Annotated in this window: 18 protein-coding genes and 1 pseudogene; 9 read left to right on the top strand and 10 right to left on the bottom strand. The window is 71.2% G+C overall.

Annotated features, from left to right (window positions below; all coding sequences use genetic code 11):
• The first annotated feature begins 32 nt into the window (after window positions 1–32).
• A complete protein-coding gene (locus tag AC068D_RS01370) occupies window positions 33–6,749 on the top strand; it encodes a hypothetical protein (RefSeq protein WP_478820849.1) in 6,717 nt (2,238 codons plus the stop codon).
• A gap of 87 nt (window positions 6,750–6,836) precedes the next feature.
• Here AC068D_RS01370 and AC068D_RS01365 read toward each other — a convergent pair whose 3' ends face one another.
• Window positions 6,837–8,969: a hypothetical protein gene (locus tag AC068D_RS01365; RefSeq protein WP_478820848.1), complete on the bottom strand. Its 2,133-nt coding sequence runs from the start codon at window positions 8,967–8,969 to the stop codon at window positions 6,837–6,839.
• A 172-nt stretch (window positions 8,970–9,141) separates the two neighbouring features.
• Between AC068D_RS01365 and AC068D_RS01360 the strand changes: the two genes are divergently transcribed.
• Window positions 9,142–9,747, top strand: coding sequence for a TIGR03086 family metal-binding protein (locus AC068D_RS01360; RefSeq protein WP_478820847.1), 606 nt, complete (start codon window positions 9,142–9,144; stop codon window positions 9,745–9,747).
• Between the two features lie 198 nt (window positions 9,748–9,945).
• Window positions 9,946–10,629: a trimeric intracellular cation channel family protein gene (locus AC068D_RS01355; RefSeq protein ID WP_478820846.1), complete on the top strand. Its 684-nt coding sequence runs from the start codon at window positions 9,946–9,948 to the stop codon at window positions 10,627–10,629.
• Window positions 10,630–10,924: 295 nt separating this feature from the next.
• On the opposite strand, the pseudogene AC068D_RS01350 reads toward AC068D_RS01355, so the two are convergent.
• Window positions 10,925–12,139: pseudogene (locus tag AC068D_RS01350) on the bottom strand (MFS transporter); the annotation flags it as partial.
• Window positions 12,140–12,348: 209 nt separating this feature from the next.
• On the opposite strand from AC068D_RS01350, the gene AC068D_RS01345 reads away from it, so the two are divergent.
• The 3 genes from AC068D_RS01345 (at window position 12,349) to AC068D_RS01335 (ending at window position 15,371) form a co-directional block, all read left to right on the top strand.
• Complete coding sequence (locus tag AC068D_RS01345) at window positions 12,349–12,972, top strand: 3'-5' exonuclease (protein ID WP_478820845.1); 624 nt, start codon at window positions 12,349–12,351, stop codon at window positions 12,970–12,972.
• Between the two features lie 218 nt (window positions 12,973–13,190).
• On the top strand, window positions 13,191–13,451 hold the full coding sequence (locus AC068D_RS01340) for a hypothetical protein (protein ID WP_478820844.1): 261 nt from the start codon (window positions 13,191–13,193) through the stop codon (window positions 13,449–13,451).
• Window positions 13,452–13,550: 99 nt separating this feature from the next.
• On the top strand, window positions 13,551–15,371 hold the full coding sequence (locus AC068D_RS01335; RefSeq protein WP_478820843.1) for a serine/threonine-protein kinase: 1,821 nt from the start codon (window positions 13,551–13,553) through the stop codon (window positions 15,369–15,371).
• Window positions 15,372–15,383: 12 nt separating this feature from the next.
• Here AC068D_RS01335 and AC068D_RS01330 read toward each other — a convergent pair whose 3' ends face one another.
• From AC068D_RS01330 to AC068D_RS01295, 8 genes are all read right to left on the bottom strand, one after another.
• Window positions 15,384–16,805 carry a nucleobase:cation symporter-2 family protein gene (locus AC068D_RS01330; RefSeq protein ID WP_478821374.1) on the bottom strand — a complete coding sequence of 474 codons (1,422 nt, stop codon included), beginning with the start codon at window positions 16,803–16,805 and terminating at the stop codon, window positions 15,384–15,386.
• 323 nt (window positions 16,806–17,128) lie between these two features.
• Entirely contained in the window at window positions 17,129–18,520 is a 1,392-nt protein-coding gene (locus AC068D_RS01325; RefSeq protein ID WP_478820842.1) for an 8-oxoguanine deaminase, read from the bottom strand.
• 233 nt (window positions 18,521–18,753) lie between these two features.
• Window positions 18,754–19,701, bottom strand: a complete 948-nt coding sequence (gene pucL / locus AC068D_RS01320; protein ID WP_478820841.1) for a factor-independent urate hydroxylase — start codon at window positions 19,699–19,701, stop codon at window positions 18,754–18,756.
• A gap of 5 nt (window positions 19,702–19,706) precedes the next feature.
• Window positions 19,707–20,135, bottom strand: a complete 429-nt coding sequence (gene uraH / locus AC068D_RS01315; RefSeq protein ID WP_478820840.1) for a hydroxyisourate hydrolase — start codon at window positions 20,133–20,135, stop codon at window positions 19,707–19,709.
• Window positions 20,132–20,644, bottom strand: a complete 513-nt coding sequence (gene uraD, locus AC068D_RS01310) for a 2-oxo-4-hydroxy-4-carboxy-5-ureidoimidazoline decarboxylase (RefSeq protein WP_478820839.1) — start codon at window positions 20,642–20,644, stop codon at window positions 20,132–20,134. Before uraD ends, uraH begins: the two co-directional genes overlap by 4 nt.
• Before the next feature lie 345 nt (window positions 20,645–20,989).
• Window positions 20,990–21,214, bottom strand: coding sequence for a hypothetical protein (locus tag AC068D_RS01305; protein ID WP_478820838.1), 225 nt, complete (start codon window positions 21,212–21,214; stop codon window positions 20,990–20,992).
• Window positions 21,215–21,297: 83 nt separating this feature from the next.
• Window positions 21,298–21,666: a helix-turn-helix domain-containing protein gene (locus AC068D_RS01300; RefSeq protein ID WP_478820837.1), complete on the bottom strand. Its 369-nt coding sequence runs from the start codon at window positions 21,664–21,666 to the stop codon at window positions 21,298–21,300.
• Window positions 21,663–21,914, bottom strand: coding sequence for a YkoF family thiamine-binding protein (locus tag AC068D_RS01295; protein ID WP_478821373.1), 252 nt, complete (start codon window positions 21,912–21,914; stop codon window positions 21,663–21,665). The genes AC068D_RS01300 and AC068D_RS01295 overlap by 4 nt, the downstream gene beginning before the upstream one ends.
• A gap of 940 nt (window positions 21,915–22,854) precedes the next feature.
• Between AC068D_RS01295 and AC068D_RS01290 the strand changes: the two genes are divergently transcribed.
• From AC068D_RS01290 to AC068D_RS01280, 3 genes are all read left to right on the top strand, one after another.
• The gene (locus AC068D_RS01290) at window positions 22,855–23,712 is read left to right on the top strand and encodes a TIM barrel protein (RefSeq protein WP_478820836.1); all 858 of its coding nucleotides are present in this window, start codon (window positions 22,855–22,857) and stop codon (window positions 23,710–23,712) included.
• 38 nt (window positions 23,713–23,750) lie between these two features.
• Window positions 23,751–24,692 carry a 2-hydroxy-3-oxopropionate reductase gene (locus AC068D_RS01285; protein WP_478820835.1) on the top strand — a complete coding sequence of 314 codons (942 nt, stop codon included), beginning with the start codon at window positions 23,751–23,753 and terminating at the stop codon, window positions 24,690–24,692.
• Between the two features lie 203 nt (window positions 24,693–24,895).
• On the top strand, window positions 24,896–26,362 hold the full coding sequence (locus AC068D_RS01280; RefSeq protein ID WP_478820834.1) for a catalase: 1,467 nt from the start codon (window positions 24,896–24,898) through the stop codon (window positions 26,360–26,362).
• Window positions 26,363–26,746 lie beyond the last annotated feature (384 nt).

Raw genomic sequence — 26,746 nt, 5'->3', positions numbered from 1 at the left:
GTCTCCACCCGCACCGTCGAACAGGAGCACCGTTGTCCCCACACCCGCAGCCGTGCGTGGAATCCGGACCCAGCTATCCCGTGGTTCCTCATCCGCGCGGCCATGAGCCCGGTACCGAGTTGTGCCAGGCGCTCGGCGCGCTGTCCGCGGCCCTGGCCGGGGTTCCCTCCCCGCTGGCCCCGGCCGTCTCCGAACTCACCTCGGACGACGTCGAACACGCACTCGTCTCCATCCCGGTGCAGTGGCGGCGCCATCTGCTCGCCACCCTGCGCATACCCGTCGTCGGCACCCGTGTGAGCCCGGCGCTGTGCCGGGACGTGCTGGGCCGGATGCAGAAGGATCCGGAATCCGCGCGCACCAGGCACGCGGCACGGCATCTGTCCCGGCCCCTGATCTCCGGTCTCTCGGACGCGGCACTGGCAGGGAGGCAGTCGGACGACAGTGGGTCGGCCGACGGCACCGGGGATGGCACGGCCCCGGGGAGCGACCGTCCTGACACCGGCGACGGCCGGGACAGGAAGCCCCTGACCCACCAGTGGAGCCCTGCGCTGCTCCGGCTCACCGCCTGGTCCCTGTTGCGCGCCTGCGCCGACGACGCGCCGATCTGGCTGTGGGCCCTGCAACAGCCGTGGATGACGGACGCGTCGCAGCGCGAGGCCGTGGAGAGCGTGCGGAAGGCCGCCCGGCGGGTGGCGGATCTTGCCCTGGCGCAGACCGGTCAGGAGGAGCTCTGCGGCGACGGGGGCCCGACGGTGGCCGGTTCCGGAGCGCTGTGGACCGATGAGCGGCAACTGCCCGATTCCGCGTTCCTGATCGAAGCCGTCGCTCGGGTCGAGGAAGCGCTCGCGACCGCCCAGGAGTCCGTGGGCCGTGTCGCCGAGGCCGTGAACGCGCAGGCCCGTCCCGAGGACAGGGATCTGGAGTCGCTTAGGAGGGTCGCGAGGTCCTTCGACGAAGCCGCCACGGGGCTCAGGGCGTACGACGTCACGACGGACCGGGCCGACCTCGACACGATCCGCAGCCGGACCGAGACGCTGCTCGGACGTCTGGCCCACGCCCCGTTACGCGAACAGCTGGACCATGTGCTCGCTTTGAGCGCCCCTCGGGCCTCGACCGCCGTTGCCGAGGCGCTCGGCCTGGCGCAGGCCAGGGCCCGGGCGCTGAGCAGGACGAACGACTGGAGCGAAGGCGACGAGCGTGAGGCCTCGGCGCTGGGCATCCTGCTGATGCTGGTGGAAATGGCGCCCGAGCGCGCCGAACGGGCCGGGGACATCCTGAACCTCCTGTCCGATGTCGCCGTCCAGGCACCGTGGCTGGCACCTCTGGCCATCCAGTACGCGCTGCTGCGAGCCTCGGGGACGGGTTCCGATGCCCCGGCGCCGAGCACGGGCCCGTCGCCGGACTCGCACACGGCTCCCTCGCCGGAGGCCTCCGTCGGCAACGCCCCGCACTCCGCGCATCACCCTGCCCCCGGCCGTACGGCCGAGGACCCCGCTGTCGGCGACCCCGGTGGTTCCCCTGGTGGGACGGTACGCACGTCCCTCGCCGCGTACGGGTCCGTCGACGACCGCGCTGCCGCAGCCGCGCCACCTCGGGAGGAACAGACCGAGGAGCAGACCGCCGGTGCGCAGACGCCCGCTGCCGGCGCCGTTGGGCCCGACAGCCGGCACGAGGGCATGACTGCCCGGCGGTCCGTGGTCGGGACCGACCACGGACCCGTACCGGACGCCGGAGCTGCCCCGGAGCAGAAGACCGTGGGCGGCCCTGCAGCGGTCCCGCCCCCCGAGGCCGCACCGGACCCGGAAACCCCTGCCGCCGGTCGGACCGCACAGGCCCGCCGGGTAGCAGGGGACCTCCGGCCCTCCCCCAACGCCCGGACCACGCCGGACCTCCCGCACCCCGGGGCCACGCCGGACCTGCCGCCCCCGCCCGCCCCACGGACCACACCGGACCCGCCCTCCCCCACCCCACGGACCACGCAGGCGCCGAAGAGCCCGTCCGCGGACGAAGCCGTGCCGGAGCCGGAGGCCGTGCCGGAGGCCATGCCGGAGGCCATGCCGGAGGCCATGCCGGAGGCCATGCCGGAGGCCATGCCGGAGGCCATGCCGGAGGCCATGCCGGAGGCCATGCCGGAGGCGGGGACCGAAGTTGAGCGGTCCGCTCACCCGGCTGAGGCGTCGTCGCCGTCGGACGACCCACGGGCGCCCGATTCCGCCGACGGGACCTCCGATGTCCGGGCCACCGCTCCCCTGCCCCCTTCTCCCATCGAGACGGAGACGGAGACGGACCACGGATCCGGTTCCGGGCCGGAGTCCGGGGCCGCCGGTGGTCCGGCCCGCCCGGTCATCGCGTACCTCACTGTCCTGGTGTCCGAAGGGCGCTTCGGTCTCGCGGCCTCGCTCGCCGGGGCGGCGGGCGAGCCGGCGCACCGGATCGCGGCGCTGAGGATGGCCGCCTACGCCGACGCGATGCGCTCCGAGCACGGCGAGTGCGCCGCGCGACTGCGCATCGAACTCGGCGGCACCACCATGGAGTCGCTCGCCGGCAGCCGGGCGGATGCCTGTCTTGCCGCAACTGCACTCCTGCGTGGTGTGCTGGTCACCGGTGACTCGGAGGTCGGCGCGCCCCTCGGTGCGCTCGCCCCCGGTCTGCCGCCCCATCTGGCGGCGATCGTCAGGGAGGTGTCCCAGCAGGCCCTGCAGTCGACGCTCCTCTCCTCCCCGCCGCTCGCCCTGGCGCGCGACCGGGGCGAGCTGGAGAAGGCGCTGGAGGAAGCCCGGGAGGACTGCAGGCAAGGGCTGGTGCAGGTGCCCCGGCTGCGTTTCCGCCGGGCGAGCGAGATCGCACGGCGCTGGCTCATGCCGGAAGGTCTGATCGGGGCCCTGCTGAAGCATGCCGTGGACGACGACCGCCCCGCGCTGGACGACGTGGCGGCGCGTCTGCGGCAGCTGGCGGATCCGGCACGGCTCCAGGCCGAGCTCGACGCCATCGACCAGCGGCTGATGGGCTCGAGCCGAAGCCGGCTCGAAGGGCCGTCCCGCCAGGACGTGCTGCGCCAGATGACCGAGCGCCTGCGGCTGGTCGAGAAGTGGGTCGGTTGTGCGCGTGCGCTGAATGGCAGCGACACCGACTGGAGCGCCGACCAGGTGCGGGAGATGCGCGCGACGGTGCTGGGGCGGCGCTCCCACGCCCTGACGGAGCTGGCGGAGCAGGCTCCCTCCGGTGATCCACTCGCCTCGGCTGCGATGGCAGCGGCAGCGCGGTCGCTGGATCACACATTCGGTCTTCTGGCGGGGGACGTCCGCCTCGGTTCCGGGGAGATCGCCGCGGAACTGGCCCTGTCCGCCGAACTGCTGAAGGTCCGAGGGACCACCGTCGACAGCGCCGGCCGGATCCACTGCCCCGAGTCGTCGGCCGGGGAACTCGTCGAGGCCGGGCAACGCACCTGGGAGGAGGCGGTACGCATCCACGTCGAGCACGAGCACTTCGCCACCGCCGCCGAGTTGCTCGGCCTCGCGCTGAAGGGTCCCCTGCCCGGCCCGGCCCATGACGCGGAGCCGCTGCCCGAGTTGCTGCACCGGCTGGTGTCGGAGTCGGGGCAGCGGGTCGCCGACGAACTGGAGCGTATGCGCCGACGACTCGAGGAGACGCTGCGTCGTGCCAGGATCAACAATGTCTACCGGGAGGACGAGGAGCGCCGCATGGAGCAGCGGCTCCAGGCTCAGGCGATCGATCCCGCCGCCGAACTCGGGCCCGTGCGGGCGCGGTTCACGGAGCTGTCGGAGGAGCTGTCCCGTACCCATGCCACGGCCGCGGCCCGCCTGAGGGCGCGGCTCGGCGAAATCCCCGATGTGACGCCGGACGATCTCGCCAGGGTCGAACCACTGCTGGCCGACGGCGACCTGCTCACCGCGGACGTACTGATCTCGGGCCTCGCCAACGGAGAGGGCGTCCCGGACACCCAGCCGCCCGGTCTCGCGCTGTCCGCATTCTTCCCCGCTGTTCCCGAGGCGCTCCACGCGGGGATCACCCGTGAGCTGATCGCCGCGGTCCGTCGCCGTGAGTGCCATCTCGGGCTCGATGCGCTCGACTACTCGGCCATGTCGCCCGAGTTCGCCGAGCTCGCCGCGCTGGGCCTCGAGGGCTGGCTGGAGATGTCCTCGCGCCAGGGGGCCCGCCGCTCGGACGGGCTCAACGAGAGCGATCTGCTCATGCCGGCGCTCCGGCTCGTCGGGTACCGCAGCCGGCGCAAACCGCAGCGCGACGACCGCTATCGCGGAGGTGACTACCGTTTCCTCGACCTCCCGGAGGTGACCTGCACCGGAGAGGCGCTGGTTCCCGCCTTCGGCTCGGCGCTGCGCGGCAGGCTGCGCATCATGCTCGTGTGGGGACAGCCGAGCCCCGACGCGCTGCTGGCCCGTGTGCAGCAGGATCCCGGTCAGGAGCCGTTGCTCGTCGCCTATTTCGGCACACTGAAGGCGCGCGACCGTGCGACGCTGGCGGTCAGATGCGTGGGCCGGCGGCCGCTGGTGGTGCTCGACGATGCCGCACTCGCCCATCTGGCGGCGGGCGGTGAGCAGTTGCTCGCCTCGGCGATGAGGGTGCTGCTGCCGTTCTCGGCGGTGAATCCGTATGTGAGCGAGAAGCGCGGCCGGGTGGCCGAGGAGATGTTCTTCGGCCGTCACGAGGAACTGAAGTCGGTGCAGAATCCGGACGGAAGCCAGGTCGTCTTCGGCGGCCGTGGACTGGGCAAGTCCGCTCTGCTCAAGGAGGCGGCCCGCGCGTTCAGCAAGCCCGAGCCCACGGCGCGGCTCGCCCTGTCGCTCAGTCTGGACTCCACCTACAAGGGCACCAACGCGAGCGCGTCCGCCCTGTGGAACGTGCTCGGCCGCAGGCTGGTCGAGCTGGAGGCGATTGCGCTCCCCCGCCGGGTCAGGGCCGATGCCCTGCTCAGCCATCAGCAGGTGCTGGACGGGCTCAAGTCATGGCTGAGGGAGGACAGTCGGCGTCATCTGCTGATTCTGCTGGACGAGGCCGACGCGTTCTTCGACGCCGATGCCCCGCAGTTCACGCAGACGCGCAGGCTGCGCGATCTGGGCCCGGAGACCGAGGAGCGGGTCAAGGTCGTGTTCGCAGGCCTGCATTCGGTGCAGCGCTATGCGACGATCGCGGAGAACCATCCGTTCAACCATCTGTCGCAGCAGCCCACCGTGATCCGTCCGCTGGCGCCGCAGGACGCGGCGGGCCTCCTCATCGAGCCGCTCGCTGCGCTCGGCTACCACTTCGAGGAACCGGCACTGGTGCACCGGATCCTCGGTCACTGCTCCTACCAGCCGTTCCTGCTGCAGATGTTCGGCCATCGTCTGGTGCGCACGATGCACGCCCGGCGCGGTTCCGACGCCTCCGGTCCCCCTTACCGGATCACCCGGGCCGACGTGGAACGCGTTCAGTCGGACAAGGAGCTGAAGCAGAGCATCACAGCGGCCTTCCACGACACTCTCAAGCTCGACTCGCGCTACAACGTCATCGCCAATGTCGTCGCGCACCATGCCCATCACCACGGCCTCGACGCCCGGATGACCCAGGCGCAGCTGTGGGACGAGTGCACCTACTGGTGGGGCGAGGGATTCCACGATCTCGACGCCGACCAGTTCCGGACGTATCTCACCGAGATGGAGGGGCTCGGTGTGCTGGCTCCGGACTCCGACCACAGGGGATGGCATCTGCGCAGTGCGAACGCGCTGAGCATGATCGGCAGTCTGGAGGCGGTCGAGGCACAGTTGCAGAACGCCTCCGGCCGGCAGGTCACCGAGCACTTCACGGCGCTGGAGGCCCGCCACTGTTCCCGGCCCGGCCGGCCGCACTGTCCCCTCACCGCCGCGCAGATCGCCGATGTGCTGCCCGGGCGCCGCAATCAGACGAGGGTGGTCATCGGCACAGCGGCGACGGGGATCGACCGGGTGAGCGCGGCGCTGCGCGAGGTGGCGGAGGCGACCGGCTGGGTGATGCCACCCGTCAAGAAGCGCGCCGACTTCGAGCGGGAACTCGTCGCCGGCGCCCCGGGTGCCCGACGAGTCGTGCTGTCGGACCTGACGTCCAAATCACCCAACCAGGAGACGTGTCTGGGCAGTCTGCACATCGCGCAGACGCGGTTTCCCGAGCGGCGTGGTGTCACGCGGTCCGCGGTCCTGGTGGCGGGCCCGGACCAGGACGCGCTCTGGACGGCGGTGCTGGGTGACGATCCGGAGATCTCGGCCGAGGTCGTGGCGTTGCGCCGCTTCACGGCGAACGGTCTGCGGGCCTGGTCGCTGGACGTGGGCGCGTTCACGTCCGAGTCGGGTTATGAGCGGCTCAGGGCGGTCACGGGCGGCTGGCCGTGTCTGGTGGACCGGCTGGCGCAGGGTCTGGCGCAGGGAGGGACGGAAGGGGAGGCGCTGCGCGCGGTGGGCGACCGGCTGGAGTCCGAGGCGGGCTCTGCGGAATTCCTCGCCGAGGCCGGTCTGCGGCCCGGGACGTCGCTGTGGACGGCCTTCCGTGCGGTGGTGGAGTTCATGACCGAGGAGGGGCTCACGGCGGAGGACCTCGCCGCCGCGATCACGACGGCGGGCGATTTCGGCGCCGTGGACGCGGCCCGTGCCGTGCGGGGCCTGCGTGCCATGCAGGTGTTCGACGTGGTGCCCGGTGGGCTCCACCGTCCGGAGCCGGTGCTGCTGGCCTGCTGGCGTGCTGCGGGGCGGGACGGCGGCTGATCGGAGCGGGAGAGCGGCGGCCGGCTCGCTCGGGGAGAGCGGCCGGCCGCGGCCCTGCTGCCCGGAGGGTCCCGGCCGTGACGGGGGTCAGTGGCGCCGCTGCCGTGCCCGCCCGGCGCCCCTGACCGTTTTCGCCGCGTGTGACGCCAGATCCGCCACCCCGATGTCGGGATGGCGGTCGCGCAGATCCTCGAGGACGCGGGGGGAGGTGGTCGGGTCGGCGGCGGCGAGCGCGGTGAGAAGGGCCCCGGCGCCGCCGGGCCAGTCGGCGGCGGCCTCGTCGAAGGCGTCGAGCAGGGCCGTGGGGGCCCTGGCGGGTTCGCGGTCCTCGGCGGCGGCGTCCACGAAGGCGCGCATGTCCTCTGCCGCGCGGGCCGAGAGTTCGTCGAGTACCCGCGTCGCCCGGGCGGTCGGCGGGATGCTGTCCGCAGGGACGTCCTCGCCCCGGGCGAGCAGGGCGTGTCGGGCGTAGTCGCCGGTCACGGGGTCGCCGAGGGCTGTGCGCAGTGACGGTGCGGGGACGGGGACCCGGTCGAGGCGGACGAAGAGTTCGGGCAGGGAGACCGAGGGGTGGGCGGCCGAGGCCGCGTCGAGGAGTTCGCTCCAGGCCGCGTCGGTACCGCCGCGGGCGCCGGTCCACTGCGCCAGTGTGGCGGCGGCGATGTGCTCGGGCCAGTACTGGACCGCGGTGACGGTCTCCGTGGCGTCCCAGGCGGAGACGGTCGTGTCATCGGGTGCCGCGACATGGCCCACTGCCAGTACGTGCCGCAGGACGGCACTGCCGAGCGGGGTCAGACCGTAGGTGTCGCCGGTGCGGAAGACGCATCCGGTCGCGGCCAGGTCGTCGACGACGGCGGCGAGGGCGCGGGCGTGGCCGTCGAGTTCCGTGCGGTCGGCCTCCTCCAGGCCGGGTAGGCCCAACAGGGTGGACAGCTCGGCGGGCATGGGGGTCGTGTAGCCGGGAGGCGCCGTGTCCGGGACCGGAACGGGGGCGTCCTCCAGTTCGGGGGCGATCATCCAGTCGGCGTGGTCGGATGCCTTCCGGGCCACGGAGTCGGGGGTGCCGCCGCGCTCGTACAGCGCGTAGAGAACGTGGGCCGCGTCGAGCACGTACTCGTCGTCGGGGCCGGAGTCGGCGGCGATGCGCTCGACGACGGCGGCCAGGATGTCGGCGCCGAGTTCGGTGAGCTCCTCCGGGGTTCCGCCGGTCCATACGTCGTCGGCCGGGCCGGGGAAACCGCAGAGCTCGGCCAGTTCGCGTACGTCGCCGGCCCCGGCCGGGAGCGAGGCGGGGAGCGGGGCGGCGTGGAGGAGTGCCTTGATCTCGTCGGGCGCCGGCAGTGCGGCCGGCGGAGGGAGCGGGACGGCGGGGTCGCCGTAGTAGTCGAGGTGTTCGTCGAGCAGTCGGTCGGCGAGGACGACGTGCGGCAGCGCCTCGGGACCGGGGGCCAGACCCTCGTGCGGGCCCGTGAGGGCGGCGGTGAGGCCCGCGGCCGTCCAGTGGTCGGTCAGCGCGGCCGCGAGGGCCTCCAGCTCGTCGACGAGCGCGTCCTGTGGACGGTCGGCGGAGAGCGCGGGGGTGGCGGGCAGCAGCGGGCCCGCTGGAGACGGGCCTTCGACATCACGGGCGAATGCGGCCAGCAGCGCCTCGGTGAGCCGGACCCGGGCGACGAAGGTGGCGGTCGTGACGTCGGAACGGTGCAGCGGGGAGGGAAGCCGGGGCCGGTCCTCGTGGGGCGAGGCGTCCAGTGCGGCGAGCCAGGTGCGTACCGCGTCGGAGTCCTCGGCGTCGACACCCTCGTCGCGCAGCAGCGATGCGTACCAGCGCGGCCAGGTCAGATTGCGGGGATCGTTCATGACCCGCCCGAACTCGGGGAGTGCGTCCGGGATCGCCGCGAGGAGCCGCTCGTGCCGCTTGGCATTGAGCCGGTTCGCCGCACGGACCCGGTCGGCGAGGGCGGTGAGGACGTCGGGCACGGCCGCGAGTTCGTCCGCGGTCGCCTGGAGGAACAGCGGAAGGTCCTCGAGCAGTACGCGGCGCAGGAGCTCCGGGGTCGGCTCGGGTACGCCCGCCCTGCGGTCCGCGCCGCGCAGGGCGAGCAGCGTCAGCACGGCATCGGCGGGGCGTACGGGCAGCGGGGCTCCCCGTTCCGTCTCCGCCCAGGCGAGGAAGTCGCCGAGGCCGGTGTTCAGGGCACTGGTGCGGGTGGTACGGGTCACCCACGGGAGCGTATGGGCGCCGAGGGCGCCCGGCGCGTCCTGCCACGTGCGCCTCGCCCGATCGGGCGTACGGTCACGCCGCTGCACCGCCGTCCGGCGGGCGGCGGAGCCCGGATCGCCTGTCCCCGGCCGGTGGGCGATGAATTTCCGCACCGGGGAAGGTCTTCCCTTCATGGAGACGAACGAGATGAACACTCTGGACCTCGGACCGGTGGCCTCCGGGATGGCGCGGCTGGCGGAGAACGTCGACGACGCGAGCCTCGGGGGGCCGACGCCCTGTCCCGACTATGCCGTGCGGGAACTGCTCGCCCATGTCGTGGGGCTGTCCGTCGCCTTCCGGGACGCCGCGCGCAAGGATCTCGGCCCGTCGACGGGCACCGATCCGAGCACGGTCACTCCGGTGCTGGCGGACGACTGGCGTACGGCGCTGCCGCGCCTGCTGGACGAAATGGCCACGGCGTGGCGCGCCCCGGGGGCCTGGGACGGCGAGACACAGGCGGGCGGGTTGACCTTCCCGGCGGCGATCGCCGGCCGGGTCGCGCTCAACGAACTGCTCGTCCACGGCTGGGATCTGGCCCGTGCCACGGGCCAGGACTACGACCCGGACGAGGCAAGCCTGCAGGTGTCGTACCGCCTGCTGGAGGCCTCGGGGGACGATTCCGGGGGCGGGGGCATGTTCGGACCCGTCGTCCCGGTCGCCGAGCAGGCCCCGTTGCTCGACCGGGTCATCGGGCTGAGCGGGCGGGACCCGGGCTGGACGCCTGCCGCCGCCGGGTGATCCATGCGCCTGGGGTCTTCCGTTCGGATCAGGCCGGATCGGTGAGCGGGGTCCGGTGCGTGCAAGCGTGCGTGCCGGGGCACGCGAGCCCGGCAAGATCCAAACGAGAGGCCCTGGGGCGGCGGCTGCGGGCGCCGCTGCCGTACGCCGCTCCAATGGCGGAGCTTTCCGGCTGCCCCGGCCAGGAACACTTCCCGTGTGTCGAACGTGTACGAGTTGTTCGAACACTCGGTGCACACGGTCGCGGACCTGGCGGGCATCTTCATCTTCGCCGTCACCGGAGCGCTGGTGGCCGTCCGCAAGGGCTTCGACGTCTTCGGCATCGCGGCCCTCGCAGAGATCACCGCCCTGGGCGGCGGGGTGTTCCGCGATCTCGTCATCGGGGACGTACCGCCCGCGGCCTTCAGGGACATGGGCTACTTCACCACGCCGCTCGTGGCCGCCGCGGTGGTGTTCTTCCTGCACCCGGCGATCAACCGCATCGGCGCTGCGGTCCAGGTCGTCGATGCGGCAGGGCTCGGGCTGTTCTCCGTGTCGGGCACGGTGAAGGCCGCCTTCTGGGGCATCGAGCCGTTCCACGCCGCCGCCATCGGGGTCGCGACCGCCGTGGGGGGTGGCGTGCTGCGGGACCTCCTCGCCGGGGAGATCCCCTCTCTGCTCCGGCGTGACCGCGAGATGTATGCGCTGCCGTCCGTTCTCGGGGCGGGCACCGTGGCCGTGCTGCTCGAGTTCGGCGCGCTCGGGCCGATCAGCGCCGGCGCGGCCATGCTCGCCACCTTCGGCCTTCGGTTGCTGGCTCTCCGCCACGGCTGGCGCGGCCCGGTCGCCTGGCGGAGTCGGGCTCCGGGGACCTCTTCCGGGGCCGGGCAGCGGCCCGGCTGACGTACACGGCGCACGCGACCAGGGCGGCGAGCAGCAGCAGTCCGGCCAGCACCAGGAAGCTGATCTCGATCGCGGCGACGAATGCGTTGTCGGCCGCGGCACGGACCCGGGCCCGGGACACACCGGGCAGCCGGGCCGGCAGCTCGCCTCCCTCCGTCTCCTGTGACAGGGCGTCGTCGAACGCGTTCTGTTCCGCCACCGTGAAGGCGGTGCCCGAGCTCGCCCGCAGACTGTTGCGCTCCTGCCATTCGACCGTGGTGAACAGCGCGTTCATCAGTGCGAGCCCCAGCGTCGCGCCGATCTGACGGCTCTGCACCGACAGGCTCGCGCCCACGCCCCGCGCGGACTCGGACACCGCGGCCATGATCAGCCCGGTCGACGACGGGTAGACCAGCGGCGGCGCGATGCCGAAGAGCACCAGCGCCGGGACGAGCAGGGTGTCGTGCCGGTGCGTCACCCCGTAGGTGAGCCACAGCAGGCCGAGTCCCAGCACGGTCAGACCCGTGACGATCAGCCATGGGCCGTGGCCGCGGTCGGTGAGCCGCCCCACGAGCGGTGAGAGCACGACGGTGCCCAGGCCGGTGCTGATGAGCAGCAGGCCCGTGTGCAGTGCGCCGAAGTCGAGCACATGCTGCAGGTACAAGGTCACGTAGATGACCAGGCAGAGCGCCGCGCACTGGGCGAGCGCCAGGGCGGCCACCGGAACGGATGCCTCGGGCCGGCGCAGTGGCCGCAGGTCGAGGAGCGGGTCGGCGACGCGCCGTTCGACCCGGACGAAGGCGCCGAGCAGTGCGATGCCGAGGGTCAGCGGGAGCAGGGTGCGGATGTCCGAGAGGCCCCAGTCCGACGACCGTTCGCAGCCGAGGACCACGAGGGTGAGTCCGGAGCCCATGAGGAGGCATCCCCTGATGTCCATCGACGCTCCGGCAGGGCCGCGGGTCTCGTACAGGTACCGGCGTGCCAGGACGATCACGAGCACCGCGACCGGGACGGTGGCGGCGAAAGCCCAGCGCCAGCTCCCGTACTCCACCAGCAGGGCGATCCCCAGTGGCACGGCGATCCCGAAGAACGTGGACACCGCGGTCTGTACGCCGATCGCCCATCCGAGCAGGTGCCCGGGCAGTGCCGCCGTCAGATTCGCCAGGGCGAGCGGTACGGCCAGCGCGATGCCGAGTCCCTGCACGGCGCGTGCCGCCACCAGGAAGTACCCGTCCGGGGCTGTCGCACACAGCGTCGAGCCCACGGCGAAGAAGAGCATGCCCAGCAGGAACACCCGGCGCCTGCCGAACACATCGCCCAGCCGGCCGGTCACCACGGCCACGGCACACAGCGGCAGCAGCGCGGCCACGATCACCCAGTGCAGTGTGGAACTGCTGATGCCGAAGTCACGCTGGATCGCGGGCAGGGCGACGACGACGCTCGTCAGGCTGGAGAACAGCAGGGCGCTCGCGGTCATCGTGGCGGCCATGGCAGCGCGCTGCCGTGGCGTCAGCTTCCCGAGAGTGCCCATGTCACGCTCAGTGTCCGGCGCACCGCCTCGCCGTGCAGCCGCCCACGGGCCGCCCGGGTGACGCCTTCCGCCGGTCCACCGGGGAGGGGGACGGACAGGTGCGCCGGGGGGGTTGGTGCACCACCGGCCGGGGGTGCGGCACGCACCGGCGGCACGACTGCCGGGAAATCCCGGTGACCCGGGGCCTGTCGGCCTGCCAGGCTCGGCACATGTCTCCACGAACAGCACGTCGCGTCAAGCCCAGTCTGTACATCTCCGTCGACATCGAGGCCGATGGTCCGATCCCGGGCCCGTACTCGATGATCAGCCTCGGTGCAGCGGTCGCGGGCCGGCAGGACGAGCACGGGTACGTCCCGGCCGAGGACCCGGAGGCGGGCACGTTCTACCGCGAGCTGCGGCCGATCAGTGAGGAGTTCGTCCCCCAGGCGCTTGCGGTGAGCGGTCTCGACCGGGACCGGCTGCTCAGGGAGGGCAGTGATGCGGCCACCGCCATGAGCGAGTTCTCCGCATGGGTGCAGGAGGTGTCCACGGGCGCGCAGCCGGTGATGTGCGGTTATCCGGCCGCGTACGACTGGAGCTTTCTGTACTGGTACCTGATCCGCTTCACCGGTGCGAGTCCCTTCGGGCACTCGGGCTGTCTCGACATGAAGACCCTCTACGCGACGAAGGCCGGGCTGCCGCTGCGGGCCGTCGCCAAAGGAGTGATGCCACGGGGGCTGCTGTCCCGGCGGCGGCACACGCATCACGCCCTGGACGACGCGGTCGAGCAGGCGGAGCTGTTCAGCAACCTCATGCTGTGGGATCCGGAGGCGAACCCGGATCCGAGGCGTTAGGTGCTCCCCCTGCGCGCCGATGCGGTAGGTGCTCCCCACCCTGCCATTCCATCGACCGCGACTCCACCCACAGCCTGCTCGCGCACGACCACCTGGCCGCCACGGTCTGGCCGACCGTGTCACCCTCCACACCGGAGAAGGCACCGACATCCTTCCCGCCCTCGCCGGCACCGGCGCGGACGTGGCCTTCTTCGACGGCTACGCGCCCACCACCGCCGTTGTCGAACGCCCTGGTCGCGACGCTGCGCCCGGGAGGCCTCCTCATCGCCGGGAACATGAGCCTCGGCGGACAGTCCGAACAGATTCGTGCGCAGCTCGCCGACTGGCAGCACACGGACCTCGGCGAGACCGTCCTGGCCGTCGGACCGCTGACGAGCTCTCCGCCGCGCCGCGGCCCTGCCCTGCGGCGGCACGGCGCACCGGAGCGCGCGCGCCTCACTCGAGGGCGCCGTGCGCGCACGTACGGCGTGCGATCGTGACTGCGGGCCGCATTTCCGCATAACTGCCCATGTGAGCGCTTGCCTGCTGCACCATGACAGCCATCCGCGGTGTGCATACGCGGACTTGGGGGTGGGGTGATGGATCCGCTGAAACCGCTGGGTGCGGGCGATCCGCGGGGGATGGGCCCGTACCGGCTGGTGGCGCGGCTGGGAGCGGGCGGAATGGGCCGGGTGTATCTGGGCCGTTCACGCGGCGGGCGGGCCGTCGCGGTGAAGGTGGTGCGGCCCGAACTCGCCGAGGATCACGAGTTCCGTCAGCGTTTCGCACGGGAGGTGGCGGCGGCTCGACGGGTGAACGGGGTGTTCACCGCCGGGGTCGTGGACGCCGACCCCGACGCCGACCCTCCGTGGCTCGCCACGGCCTATGTGCCGGGCATGTCCCTCGACGTGGCGGTGGCACGGTCCGGGGCCTGGCCGGAAGGGCCGGTGTCGTCACTGGCAGCAGGGCTGGCGGAGGCACTGGAGGCGATCCACGGATCGGGTCTGGTGCACCGTGACCTCAAGCCGTCGAACGTACTGCTGGCCTCGGACGGGCCCCGGGTGATCGACTTCGGGATCTCCGTCGCGAGCGAGGTGAGCGCCATCACGCGCACCGGGGCGGTGATCGGCACGCCCGGATTCATGTCGCCCGAGCAGTTGACGGGGGGTCATGTGGGTCCGGCGAGCGATGTGTTCGCGCTGGGGGCCGTCCTGGCGTTCGCGGCGTCGGGCACCGGACCGTTCGGAACGGGCTCGGCACAGGGCCTGATGTTCAGGATCGTGTACGCCGAACCGGACCTCGACGCCGTTGCACCCGGGCTGCGTCCGCTGGTGGCGCGTTGCCTGGCGAAGGAACCCGACGACCGGCCTTCGGTCGGCGAACTGCTGTCGGAGCTGACCGACACCGCGGGTGCCGCGAAGACCACACTGCTGTTCACCAGTGCCTCATGGCTGCCCGAGTCCATCGCGCGGACGGTCCGTGAGTACGCCCAGACCGTCACCGAGGAGGCGGCGAATCGGGACGCCGGTGGCCCCGGTACCGTCTCGCGGCAGGCCGACGCCGAGACACGCACGGCACCGGGCGGCGGGGTTCCTCCCCTGCCGCCGTCGCCGCCCACGCCGCTGCCCTCGGTGCCGTCCACACCACCGCCCACAGTGCCCTCCACACCCCCTCCCTCGTCCTCCGTGCCGACGTCACCGCCGCCGCAGGGCCCGGGGACGGGAACGGGCTGGGGCCCGGCGGGCCGATGGGACGGCACACCGGCCTCTCCCACGGTGACCACGACACGGCGGCGCCTGGCCCTTGCGTCCGCCGCGGCCGTGGTGCTCATCGGCGTCTTCGCCTGGCAGGCGGAGGCGATCTTCGGCTCGGGTGGTTCCTCCTCGAGCGCTTCGGAAGGGACCTCTCCGTACCCGTCGGCGACGGAGTACTCGCCCACTCCTTCGGAGTCGTACGCGTACGAGCCCTCACCGAGCGACAGCGCGACGGAGGAGGCGGTGCCGAGCAGTGACCCCTCCGAGACGTCGATGGCGGAGAGCGAGAGCAGCGAACCCGAACCGGATCCCGGCAAGGAGGAGGGTGTCGAGGCGGTCACCGGCCGGTGGCTCGGCAGTTATGTCTGCAACCAGGGCATCACCGGTCTGTCGCTGACCATCGAGGACCAGGGCGGGGGAGACGTCTCGGCCGTCTTCAGCTTCTTCCCCGCTCCGTCCAATCCACTGGTGCCGCGCGGCTCGTTCGCCATGAGCGGGACCTACCAGGACGGTGAGCTCTCGCTCATCGGCGACCACTGGATCGAACAGCCCCCGGACTTCCTCATGGTCGACCTCGATGCACAGTACGACCCCGGCACACCGGGTCATCTGGACGGCACCGTGCACGGGCCCAACTGCAGCATTTTTTCCGTGCAGCGCTCGTGAGACCACGCCGGTTCAGTGCACCGGCTGCGTCGTCGCGGAGTGCGTCGGGGAGAGTTCCCCGCCCGGCGCCGTCGGTGCCGTGACGTCATCCGCGTCGCGGCCCCTGCCGAGGTGGTTGAAGACGAGATTCAACAGGACGGCGGCTGCGCAGCCGGTGGAGATGCCCGAGTCGAGGATGATCCTCGCCGTCTCCGGAAAGGCGTGATAGAAGTCCGGCGCACTGACCGGGATGATCCCCACGGCCAGTGAGACGGCCAGGATCAGCACGTTGTTGTCCTTCTCCAGGCCGGCTCCGACCAGCGTCTGGATGCCGCTCGCGGCGACCGATCCGAAGAGCACGACACCCGCGCCGCCGAGCACGGGACGCGGCACGACGGCGATCAGCGAGGCGGCCATGGGGCACAGACCCATCAGGACGAGGAAGCCGCCGCCGCATGCGACCACGAATCGGCTGCGGATCCTCGTCATCGCGACGAGGCCGATGTTCTGCGCGAAGGCGCTGCACATGAAGCCGTTGAACAGGGGGCTGAGGGCCGAGCCGAGGGTGTCGGCCCGCAGTCCGGCCGCGATGGTCCTCTCGTCGGCGGGCCGTTCGACGATCTCGCCGAGCGCCAGCATGTCGGCGGTCGACTCGGTCATCGACACCACCATGACGACGCACATGGAGACGATCGCTGCGAGAGCGAACTGCGGGGCCCCGAAGTGGAACGGGACCGGGAACCCCACGATTTCCGCATCGGCGACCGGGCTGAAGTCGGTGACGCCGAAGGGGATCGCGACCAGCGTGCCGAGGACGAGACCGATGAGTACGGCGATCTGCTTGAGGAACCCACGGGTGAAACGGCGCAGTGCCAGGACGACGATCAGGGTGATGCCCGCGAGGGCGAGTTGGGTGGCCGAACCGTAGTCGTCCGCCGCCGGGTCGGGGCCCTGTGCCCAGCCGAACGCGACGGGCAGCAGCGAGACACCGATGAGGGTGATGACGGTGCCGGTGACCACCGGCGGGAAGAAGCGCACGAGCCTGCTGAAGTAGGGGGCCGCGACAAAGCCCAGGATCCCCGCGACGATGATCGCGCCGAAGACGACCGGGAGTGCGTCGTCCTTGTCCTTCGTCGTGTCGACGATGGCCAGCATGGGGGCGACTCCGGCGAACGTGACGCCGTTGACGAAGGGCAGCCGGGCACCGATCTTCCCGACACCGAGGGTCTGGAGGAAGGTCGCGAGACCCGCGGTGAAGAGACTGGCGCCGGTCAGGAAGGTGAGTTCGGTGGCGGAGAGCCCCACGGCCGCACCGACGATGAGTGGAGGGGCCACCACGCCGGCGTACATCGCCGCCACGTGCTGCAGACCGCCGGCGAGCATCCGGAGGGGCGGGAGTGTGGCGTCGACCGGGTGTTTCGGGTCTTCGGGCGCGACATCCGCGTCGGTGTCCATTGCTTCTGCTGTGTCTGCTGCTTCTGCTGTGTCTGCTCCGGTGCGGTTCTCGGGCTGTGCGGCCACGGGCTCTTCCTCCGGTCGGTTAGCACGTCGGCGGTGACGCGGATGTCAGGGAGGTGGTGCGAAGTGATGCGTGATGCAGCTGAGGTGCTCTGCTGCGCGCCCATGAGTCATGTGCCGCGGGGGTCGGCGACACGAGTCACCGCCCCCGGGGGTACGTACATGGCGTACGTACCGCCCGGTGACGGCTGCCGTGGACCCCGCTCGGGTCCACGGCCGCCGGCCGAGGGCCGTCCCCCTCGGCCGGAGTTCCAGTGGTGTCAGGAACCGGCGGCCATCCGCGCGAGGCGCTGGGCCTGCGCCCGGGTGGAGCGGGCGATGGCCTCCTCGTCGGCGTGCAGGAGGCGACCGTCCTCGACGACCGGCCTGCCGTTCACCAGCGAGAGGGTGACCGGGGCTGCCGCGCCGAAGACCAGGGCGGTCACCGGGTCGGCGATGGAGGAGTGGGCCAGGGTGTCCAGTCTCCAGAGCACCAGGTCGGCGAGCTTGCCGGGCTCGAGCGAGCCGATCTGTCCGGCGCGTCCGAGGACCTGGGCGCCGCCGAAGGTGCCGAGACGCAGGGCTTGGCGTGCGTTCAGGGCGGCCTCGCGGTGCACGGTGCTGAGGCGGTTGATCAGCAGGGCGTTGCGCAGCTCGGTGTGCAGCTCGCCGGACTCGTTGGAGGCGGTGCCGTCGACTCCCAGGCCGACCGGGACACCGGCGGCGAGCATGTCGGGCACGCGGGCGATACCGGCGGCGAGGCGGGCGTTGGACGACGGGCAATGGGCGACTCCGGTCCTCGTCCGGGCGAAGGCCTCGATGTCGGCGTCGTTCATATGGACGCAGTGGGCCATCCACACGTCGTCGCCGAGCCAGCCGGTCGACTCGAAGTAGTCCGTCGGGCCCATCCCGAACAGCTCGTGGCAGAACTTCTCCTCCTCCACCGTCTCCGAGCCGTGGGTGTGCATCCGCACGCCCTTGCGCCGGGCGAGCTCGGCACCCTCCTTGAGGAGTTCGGTGGAGACCGAGAAGGGCGAGCAGGGGGCGACGGCGATCTGGGTCATCGCGTCGAAGGAGGCGTCGTGGTGCCGGTCGATGGTCTCCTCGGTGGCGGCGAGGGCGCCTTCGAGGGTCTCGACGGCGAAGTCCGGCGGCAGGCCGCCGTCCTTCTGGCTGCGGTCCATGGAGCCGCGGGCCAGGGTGAAGCGGACGCCCATCTCGGACGCGGCCCTGATGATCGCGCCGGAGAGGTCCCCCGAGCCCTGGGGGAAGACGTAGTGGTGGTCCATCGCGGTGGTGACACCGCCGCGGGCCATCATCGCGAGCGAGCCCTGGGCGGCGGAGTACGTCATCTGTTCGTCGATGCGCGCCCATGTCGGGTAGAGCGCCACCAGCCAGTTGAAGAGGTTGTGGTCCGTGGCGAGGCCACGGGTGATCCACTGGTAGAAGTGGTGGTGCGTGTTGACCAGGCCCGGGGTCACGAGGTGCCCGGTGGCGTCGATGCGGCGTACCACGTTCTCCAGGTTCGCGGGTGCCCTGCCCGCGCCGACCGACTCGATCCGGTTGCCGGCGACGACCACATGACCGGAGGCGTACTCGGTGTCGTCCGCGTCCACGGTCGCGATCGCACAGTTCTCGATGACGATGCGCGGGGCTGCTGCCGGTGCTGCCATGGGCTGTGTCCTTCGTGTTTCAGTGGCGGTGAGGGCACGGCAGGACCCTGGGGGATTTGAGTGCCACGGCCCGCGGGACCGTGGGTGCCGAGAGGGGACGGTACGGGTGGGGCGGGACCGGTACGGACACGCCCGGCGGCTGTGCGGCGTCGTCTGTCCAGCAAACCACGTCGGCGCGCGGCCCCGCCCTGTGGCGGGGAGGGTGGCGGGGCCGTGTGCCGGCCGGGCCCGCGTCAGAGGTTGGTCAGGTCGACGGGGATCCGCGGCTCGACGCCGTCCCTCACGATGGTGGCCTCGATCAGACCGTACGGGCGGTCGGCGGCGAAGTAGACCTCGTTCTCGTTCTTGAGGCCGAACGGCTCCAGGTCGACGAGGAAGTGATGCTTGTTGGGCAGGGAGAAGCGGACCTCGTCGATCTCCGCGCGGTTGTTGATGATGCGCGCACCCATCTGGTACAGCGTCTGCTGCAGGGAGAGGGAGTAGGTCTCCGCGAAGGCCTGGAGCATGTGCTTCCTGACCTGCTCGTAGGACTTCTCCCAGTTCGGCATCCGCTGCTCGTCGTCGCTCCAGTTGAACCGCCAGCGGCCGGTCACCTGGGTGGCCAGGATGCGGTCGTACGCCTCGGGGAGCGTCGTGTACTTGTCCTTGACGTAGCCCCAGAACTCGGAGTTCGTCGAGTTCATCACCACCAGGTCCTTGAGGCCGGAGACGACCTCCCAGGACGACCCGTCATAGGTGACCTGGGTGACCCGGGTCTCCTGGCCCTTGCGGACGAAGGAGTGCTTGACCTCGTCCGCGCCGATGAACCTGGAGTTGGCGTCGGAGGTTGCGATGCGCTCCCAGGCGTACTCCTCGATGCGGATGCGTGCCCGGTGGATCGGGTCCTGCGAGGTCACGAAGTGACGGGCGAGGTGGATGCCGAACTGCTCGGCGGACTCGATCCCGTGCTCCTTGGCGAACGCGTAGACCGTGTTCTTGGTGGTGTCCGTCGGCAGGACGTTGGCGTTCGAACCCGAGTAGTGCACGTCGTCCATGTCGCCGGAGAGGGCGACCGAGACGTTCAGGTCCTTGATGTGGTGGGTGGCGCCGTCCCGCGTGATCCTGACGACGCGGTTCTCTGCTTTGCCGTACTGGTTCTGGGCGAGAACCGCAGGGCGGGCGAGGCGGGAACGATCGGTCATTTCTGCTAGCTCCCTCGGTATACGGAGTAGCCGAACGGGTTGAGCAGCAGCGGTACGTGGTAGTGCTCGCCCGGTACGACGGCGAACGTGATCGCCACCTCGGGGAAGAACACACCGGGCGCACCGCTGTCCCGATTCGCGGGGGCGTCCTGCTGCGCATCGGCTTGCTTCTCGGCGGCTTCGGGGGAATCGAGGAAATAGGCCTCGGTCCCGAAGTCGAGACGTACATGGGTCGTGCCCCCCGGCAGCGCCGGCAGGTCCTTGCAGCGCCCGTCCCGGTCGGTCGCGGATGCGCCGAGCGCCACCCACTCCGCGCCGGAGCCCGTGCGGGCCGACAGGGAGACGGCGACACCCTCGGCGGGGCGCCCGATGCTGGTGTCCAGGATGTGGGTGGACACGGACGTGTGCGGCGATGCCGCTGTCCCGGTGCTCATGCGCTCTCTTCCTCCACGAGACGGCTCAGCCGGATGCGGTTGATCCTGCCCAGTTCGGTGCGGACGATCTCGCGCTCCTGCTCGGGTGTGTTGTCGATCCGCTCGCGGACGGCGTCCCTCATCTGCTCAGCGGTCCTGCCGGTGGCGCAGATCAGGAAGACATGGCCGAACCTCTCCTGGTAGGCCAGGTTGAGTTCCAGCATCTCGGCCTTGAGTCCATCGGAGGCGGCGGCCATCCCACGCTGCTCGCGGGAGGAGGTCGCGTCTCCCGGCTTCGGCCGGCCGATCGGCGGGTGCCCTGCCATCGCTTCGGCCAGATCGTCCGCGGTCAGCTCGGCCATGGCGGCGTCGCTGGCGGCGAAGAGGGCTTCCACGGTGGCGTACGGGCGCCGGGCGAGCAGTTTCCTGCCCCACGCCGAGCTGGCGCACACCTCGTGCAGTGCGGCCTCGGCCGCACTGTCCGCCGAGGTGTTGAACCGGGCGAGGCCCGGTGCGGAAGTCGAAGTCACGGGAGCCTCCGTGGCTGGCTGTGCTGCACTGTGCGTCGGACGGGCTGCGGATAGCTAACGCCTTCCACCTCAGCCTCGTCAACACTTTGTTGAAATCCAGTGAACACAAAAGCCGCCGTCCCGGCATCCGGACGGCGGCTGTGCGCAAGGAGCCACGGGCCGTCACCCGTGGCGACTCATCCCGGTGCGGGGCGGTCGTCCGCGGCCGCGACGGTCACCGGAGGAGTCGGCCCCGACACGACTCCGCCCGCCGTGTGCTGTCCGGCGGGCGGGTTCGAGTACGCGCTGCAGCCAGCAAGCGCGGATGGATGAGGCCACGGTAGAGGCAGCCACTGACAACGGCGGTCAGAGTTTGTGCATCCCCGTGAAGGGACTGACAATGCGGATCTTGCTGGTGCCGAAGTCGACGAGCATCGCTCCGCCTCCGAGCTCCGTACCGATGATCTTTCCTAGGCCGTACTGGTCGTGAGAGACGCGGTCTCCGAGGTCGAAGTCTTCGATCGCGCGGGTAGCGCGGGCCCTGAAAGGGCTGGTGGGCAGGTGGCGCCGGGGCGCGGATGGCTTCGTCATTGTGTGCCAGTATGCGCGTCCGACGGCGTCGGCGACATAGCCTCGAACACGCATCCGGAGTTTCCGGTCTCAACATGTGGCATTCAGGCACCCTTTTCCCGGTTCAGATAGTTGTAGACGGTGAAGCGGCTGACGCCGAGAGCACCGGCCACGGTCTCGACACCGTGCCGTACGGAGAAGGCTCCACGCGCCTCCAGCGTGCGCACGACCGACTGCTTCACCTTGCGGTCCAGAGCGGACAGGGGCATGCCGTGCTGGCGCTCCATGGCGGCCAGGATGTGATCGAGGGAGTCCGAGAGCTGCGGCAGGCGCACCGCGAGGACCTGCTCACCCTCCCAGGTCAGGACGACGTCGTCGGGCTTCGCCTGCTCCGGCGGCAGGACCTCCGCACCCATCGCGTCCACCAGCGGCTTCACGGCGGCCACCAGGGGGTGGCTTCCGGGCCCGGTCACTTCTCGCCCTCCCCGATCACATTGACCTGCAAGGAGACCCGGGTGGCACCCGCGCCCAGCGACCGGCGCAGCAGTGCGTCGACGGCGGTGAGCACGGCGTCGGCGGCACCCTCCGCCGTATTGCCGAACGGCCCCACGTCCACGGCTTCCAGATCGGCGGCCTGGATCACCTCGCGGGCGACCACTGCATGGGCCGGCGCCTCGTCCAGGTCGAAAGGCTCTGTCGTGAACTCCACTCTCAGTCGCACCATGCCCCCACGTTAGCCGCGCCCTTTCCCTCGCCTCCGGCCCTCCCGGCGCGGAAGAAGCACGACTCCGCACGACGGACCCGCGCGTGCTGCATGGAGCAGGTGACGGAGGCCGCGGAACGGCGGCGCCGAAGGGGTTTGCATCATGACAGGGCAGGGGCGCAGAGGTGTCAAGGCGCCGGTCGTCGTCACCGCGGCCCGGCGGCACCGGCCGCCCCGGAGGCGCCCTCGTTCCCGGTGATGCGGCGCGCGACGGCAAGGCCGTCGGGGGGCGGCATCCAGATGCCCATCAGGACCGTCGGGCACGGTCCGCAGGGGGCGCGACGGCCACATGGCCGCACGGCCGCACAGAAGCTCCTGCCGTCGGGGCGGGTGCCTGCGGCGGATCCCCGTACCGCAGCGGGCTTCCGCCGCTGCGGTGCACGGAGCCACGGGCACGCACCCATGGGCGCGGCGGACAGCCCGGACGCTGCACAGGGGCGGCACTCAGGCGGAACGCCGCCGGTCACTGTCCGGGCCGCGTACGGCCGAGGGGACTCGCGCCACCGATCAGACCGGGCTGCGGGCTGCCGGCCGCGCCGACGGCCGCTCACCGCCATCGGCCAGGCGGACCGGGCAGGCGGCCGGGGCCCACGGCACGACGCCCACCCGGATCGCGACCCGCGACCCGACGCGACCGGATCCCGGCGATGGAATGCGCCGGATGCGGACCAACCCACGGGCCCTGCCCCACACGCCTCCTGAGCTGGGACGAGACCGAGCCGGAGGCCGACTTCCACCACCCGGCCCGGGGGCGCCTCTCACGCCGCCCCTGCCTGCGGCGTACGTACGCCGTCGTGCACGCGTTTTCGCGAGCCGCTCTTGACAGGCCTCGCCCACCCCGGGCAATCTTCCATTAAGCAGAAATGAACTTCCGCAATACGGAAGGAGCGCCGCCCTCATGGCCCGCTTCCCAGAAGGCGCAGTCACGGACCAGCGCTTCGATGTGAACCTCTCGATCCTCTTCACGGAACTCCCGCTCCTGGAGCGCCCCGCGGCCGCCGCCGCGGCCGGCTTCACCGCCGTCGAGCTGTGGTGGCCATGGACCACGACCCCCACACCCGACCAGAGCGAGCTGGACGCCCTGAGGAAGGCACTGGTGGACGCGGGCACCCGCCTGGTGGGCCTGAACTTCTACGCGGGACAGCTGCCCGGTCCGGACCGCGGCGCCCTCTCCGTGCCCGGCGAGGAGTCGGACCGCTTCCGCGCCAACGTCGACGTGGCGGCGGACTTCGCGGCATCGGTCGGCTGCAAGGCGCTCAATGCGCTGTACGGCAACCGCGTCGAGGGCGTCGACCCGGGCGTCCAGGACGAACTCGCCCTCGGAAACCTGGTCACGGCAGCCCGTGCGGCCGACCGGGTAGGGGCGATCCTGCTGATCGAGACCCTGAACAAGCCGGAGTCCCCGCTCTACCCGCTGGTGAGCGCCCCGGCCGCGATCGAGGTCGTGGACAAGGTCAACGCGGCGACGGGACTCGGCAACACGAAGTTCCTGCTCGACATCTACCACCTGTCGATGAACGGCGAGGACGTCAGCCAGGTCATCGCGGAGTACGCCGACAGGACCGGCCATGTGCAGATCGCCGACAACCCGGGCCGCGGCGCGCCCGGCACCGGAACACTGCCCCTCGGCCGGCTCCTCGGGGAACTGAAGAAGGCCGGCTACGACGGCTGGGTCGGCCTGGAGTACAAGCCCGGCGACCGCCCGAGCCAGGAGGCGTTCGACTGGCTTCCGGCCGGGGCCCGCGCGGCCCGCTGAACTCGCCGACGCACCACAGCATTCAGGAAGGCACCCTCATGAGCACTCTCCCGGACTCCTCCCGTCCGTCCCTTGCGGACTCCTCCGGCCCAGCCCTCCCCAGGGTTGCCTGGATCGGCCTCGGCATCATGGGTTCCCCCATGTCCGAGAACCTGCTGAAGGCGGGTTACCAGGTCACCGGCTTCACCCTGGAACAGGACAAGCTGGACCGCCTGACCGCGGCGGGCGGCACAGCCGCGGGCTCGATCGCCGAGGCCGTCGGCGACGCCGACGTCGTCATCACGATGGTGCCCGCGTCCCCCCACGTCGAGGCCGTCTCCTACGGCCCTGACGGCATCCTGGAGAACGCGAAGCAGGGCGCACTGCTCATCGACATGTCCTCGATCACTCCGCAGACCTCCGTCGACCTGGCGAGGAGCGCGGCGGAGAAGGGCATCCGCGTCCTGGACGCCCCGGTATCCGGCGGTGAGGCCGGCGCCGTCGAGGCGGTGCTGTCGATCATGGTCGGTGGTGAGCAGGAGGTGTTCGACGACGCCCTCCCGATCCTCGAGGCGCTGGGCAGGACCATCGTGCTGTGCGGCCCGCACGGTTCGGGACAGACGGTGAAGGCCGCCAACCAGCTGATCGTCGCCGTCAACATCCAGGCCTGTGCGGAGGCCGTCGTCTTCCTCGAGAAGTCGGGCGTGGACCTGAGCGCCGCCCTGGACGTGCTGAACGGCGGCCTGGCCGGCTCCACGGTCCTGACCCGCAAGAAGGAGAACTTCCTGAACCGGGACTTCAGGCCGGGCTTCCGAATCGACCTGCACCACAAGGACATGGGCATCGTCACCGACGCCGCGCGCAACGTCGGTGCCGCGCTTCCCGTCGGCGCCGTGGTCGCCCAGCTGGTCGCCTCCCTGCGCACACAGGGCGACGGCGGCCTCGACCACTCGGCCCTGCTGCGCGCCGTCGAGCGCCTCTCGGGCGGCCGGGCCGCCTGACCGCCCGCGCTCGACCCCGGGGCCCATCGCCCCCTTGCACGTCCGGGCCGTGGCTGTGCTGACACCTGTCCTGTCGCGCCCAAGTGCAGCCACGGCCCGGATCCCTCACCTTCATTTCAACAAACTGTTGACGTTTTCGATGGGGTGAACCTACGCTCCTCGCACGCTCAGCAGCTCCCGCACGGAAGGTCACCCCCGCCACCATGTCGAAGCGCGTGCTCACGACCGAGTCCGGTGCTCCGGTCGCCGACAACCAGAACTCCGCCACCGCAGGCGTCGGCGGCCCGCTCCTCCTCCAGGACCAGCATCTGCTGGAGAAGCTCGCCCGCTTCAACCGGGAGCGCATCCCGGAGCGCGTCGTGCACGCCCGCGGCTCGGGCGCCTACGGCTACTTCGAGGTGACCGACGACGTCACCGGCTTCACCAGGGCGGCCTTCCTCTCCGAAGTGGGCAGGCGGACCGAGACGTTCCTCCGTTTCTCGACCGTCGCGGACTCGCTCGGCGGCGCCGACGCGGTCCGTGACCCCCGGGGCTTCGCGCTGAAGTTCTACACCGAGGAGGGCAATTACGACCTCGTCGGCAACAACACCCCGGTGTTCTTCATCAAAGACCCCGTCAAGTTCCCCGACTTCATCCACTCCCAGAAGCGGGACCCGTTCACGGGACGGCAGGAACCGGACAACGTCTGGGACTTCTGGGCCCACGCCCCCGAGGCCACACACCAGGTCACCTGGCTGATGGGCGACCGCGGCATCCCCGCCTCGTACCGCCACATGAACGGCTACGGCTCCCACACGTACCAGTGGACCAATGCCGAGGGCGAGGCCTTCTTCGTCAAGTACCACTTCAAGACCAACCAGGGCATCCGCTGCCTGTCGTCCGAGCAGGCCGCCGAGCTCGTCGGCAAGGACGCCAACAGCCACCAGACCGACCTGCTGCAGGCCATCGAGCGCGGTGTGAACCCGTCGTGGACCCTGTATGTGCAGATCATGCCCGCGGCCGAGGCGGCGGACTACCGCTTCAACCCGTTCGACCTGACCAAGGTGTGGCCGCACGCCGACTACCCACTGCAGCGGGTGGGCCGGCTGGTGCTCGACCGCAACCCCGACAATGTCTTCGCCGAGGTCGAACAGGCCGCGTTCTCCCCGAACAACTTCGTTCCGGGAATCGGCCCTTCGCCGGACAAGATGCTCCAGGGACGCCTCTTCGCCTACGCGGACGCCCACCGATACCGCCTCGGCGTCAACCACACCCAGCTCCCGGTGAACGCTCCGAAGGCCCTTCCCGGCGGATCCGCCGACAACTACGGCCGCGACGGCTTCATGGCGACCCGTAACGGCTCACGCCACGACAGGAACTACGAGCCCAACTCGTACGCGGGCCCCGCCCAGACGGACTCCGCCCTGTCGGCCCCACTGGCGGTCCACGGCTTCACGGGCACGCACGAGACACCGCAGCACACCAAGGACGACGACTTCCTCCAGGCCGGCGAGCTCTACCGACTCATGTCGGAAGAGGAGAAGAAGCGCCTGGTCGCCAACATCGCCGGTGGCCTGTCCCAGGTCTCCCGCGACGATGTGATCGAGAAGAACCTGGCCCACTTCCACAGCGCCGACCCGGACTACGGCAAGCGCGTCGAGGAGGCCGTCCGCGCCCTGCGCGAGGACTGAGCGGCTGGGTCGTCCGACAACACCCAGACCGCGTACGGGAGTCGGCCGGTAAGTCCGCCTCCCGTACGCCGTCCGAACCGCAGACCCTCATGAGGGGTGGTCTGCGGCGAGGGCGCGGCGCCGGCCATGCGCACGGCGCCGCACAAGCGGACCGCGGCGGCGTGCGAGCCAGTGCGGTGGTACGGGCCGCCCGCCCCCTTCCAGACCCGAAGGAAGGGCCGGCCGGAGAGCCCATCGCCCCGCCGCGGTCCCACGCCCCTCCCCCGGACCGGGCCCCCACAGACGCCACCCGGCGGCGCGAACGTCCTGACACGGCAGCCTCGCACCGTCGGGCGGCAACCACCTCCCGGCCCCGCAGCTCCACACGATCCCGGCCTTGCGCAC

This window comes from Streptomyces sp. NPDC043861 (genome assembly GCF_056435905.1).
This window is presented reverse-complemented; position numbering and strand designations above follow the sequence as displayed.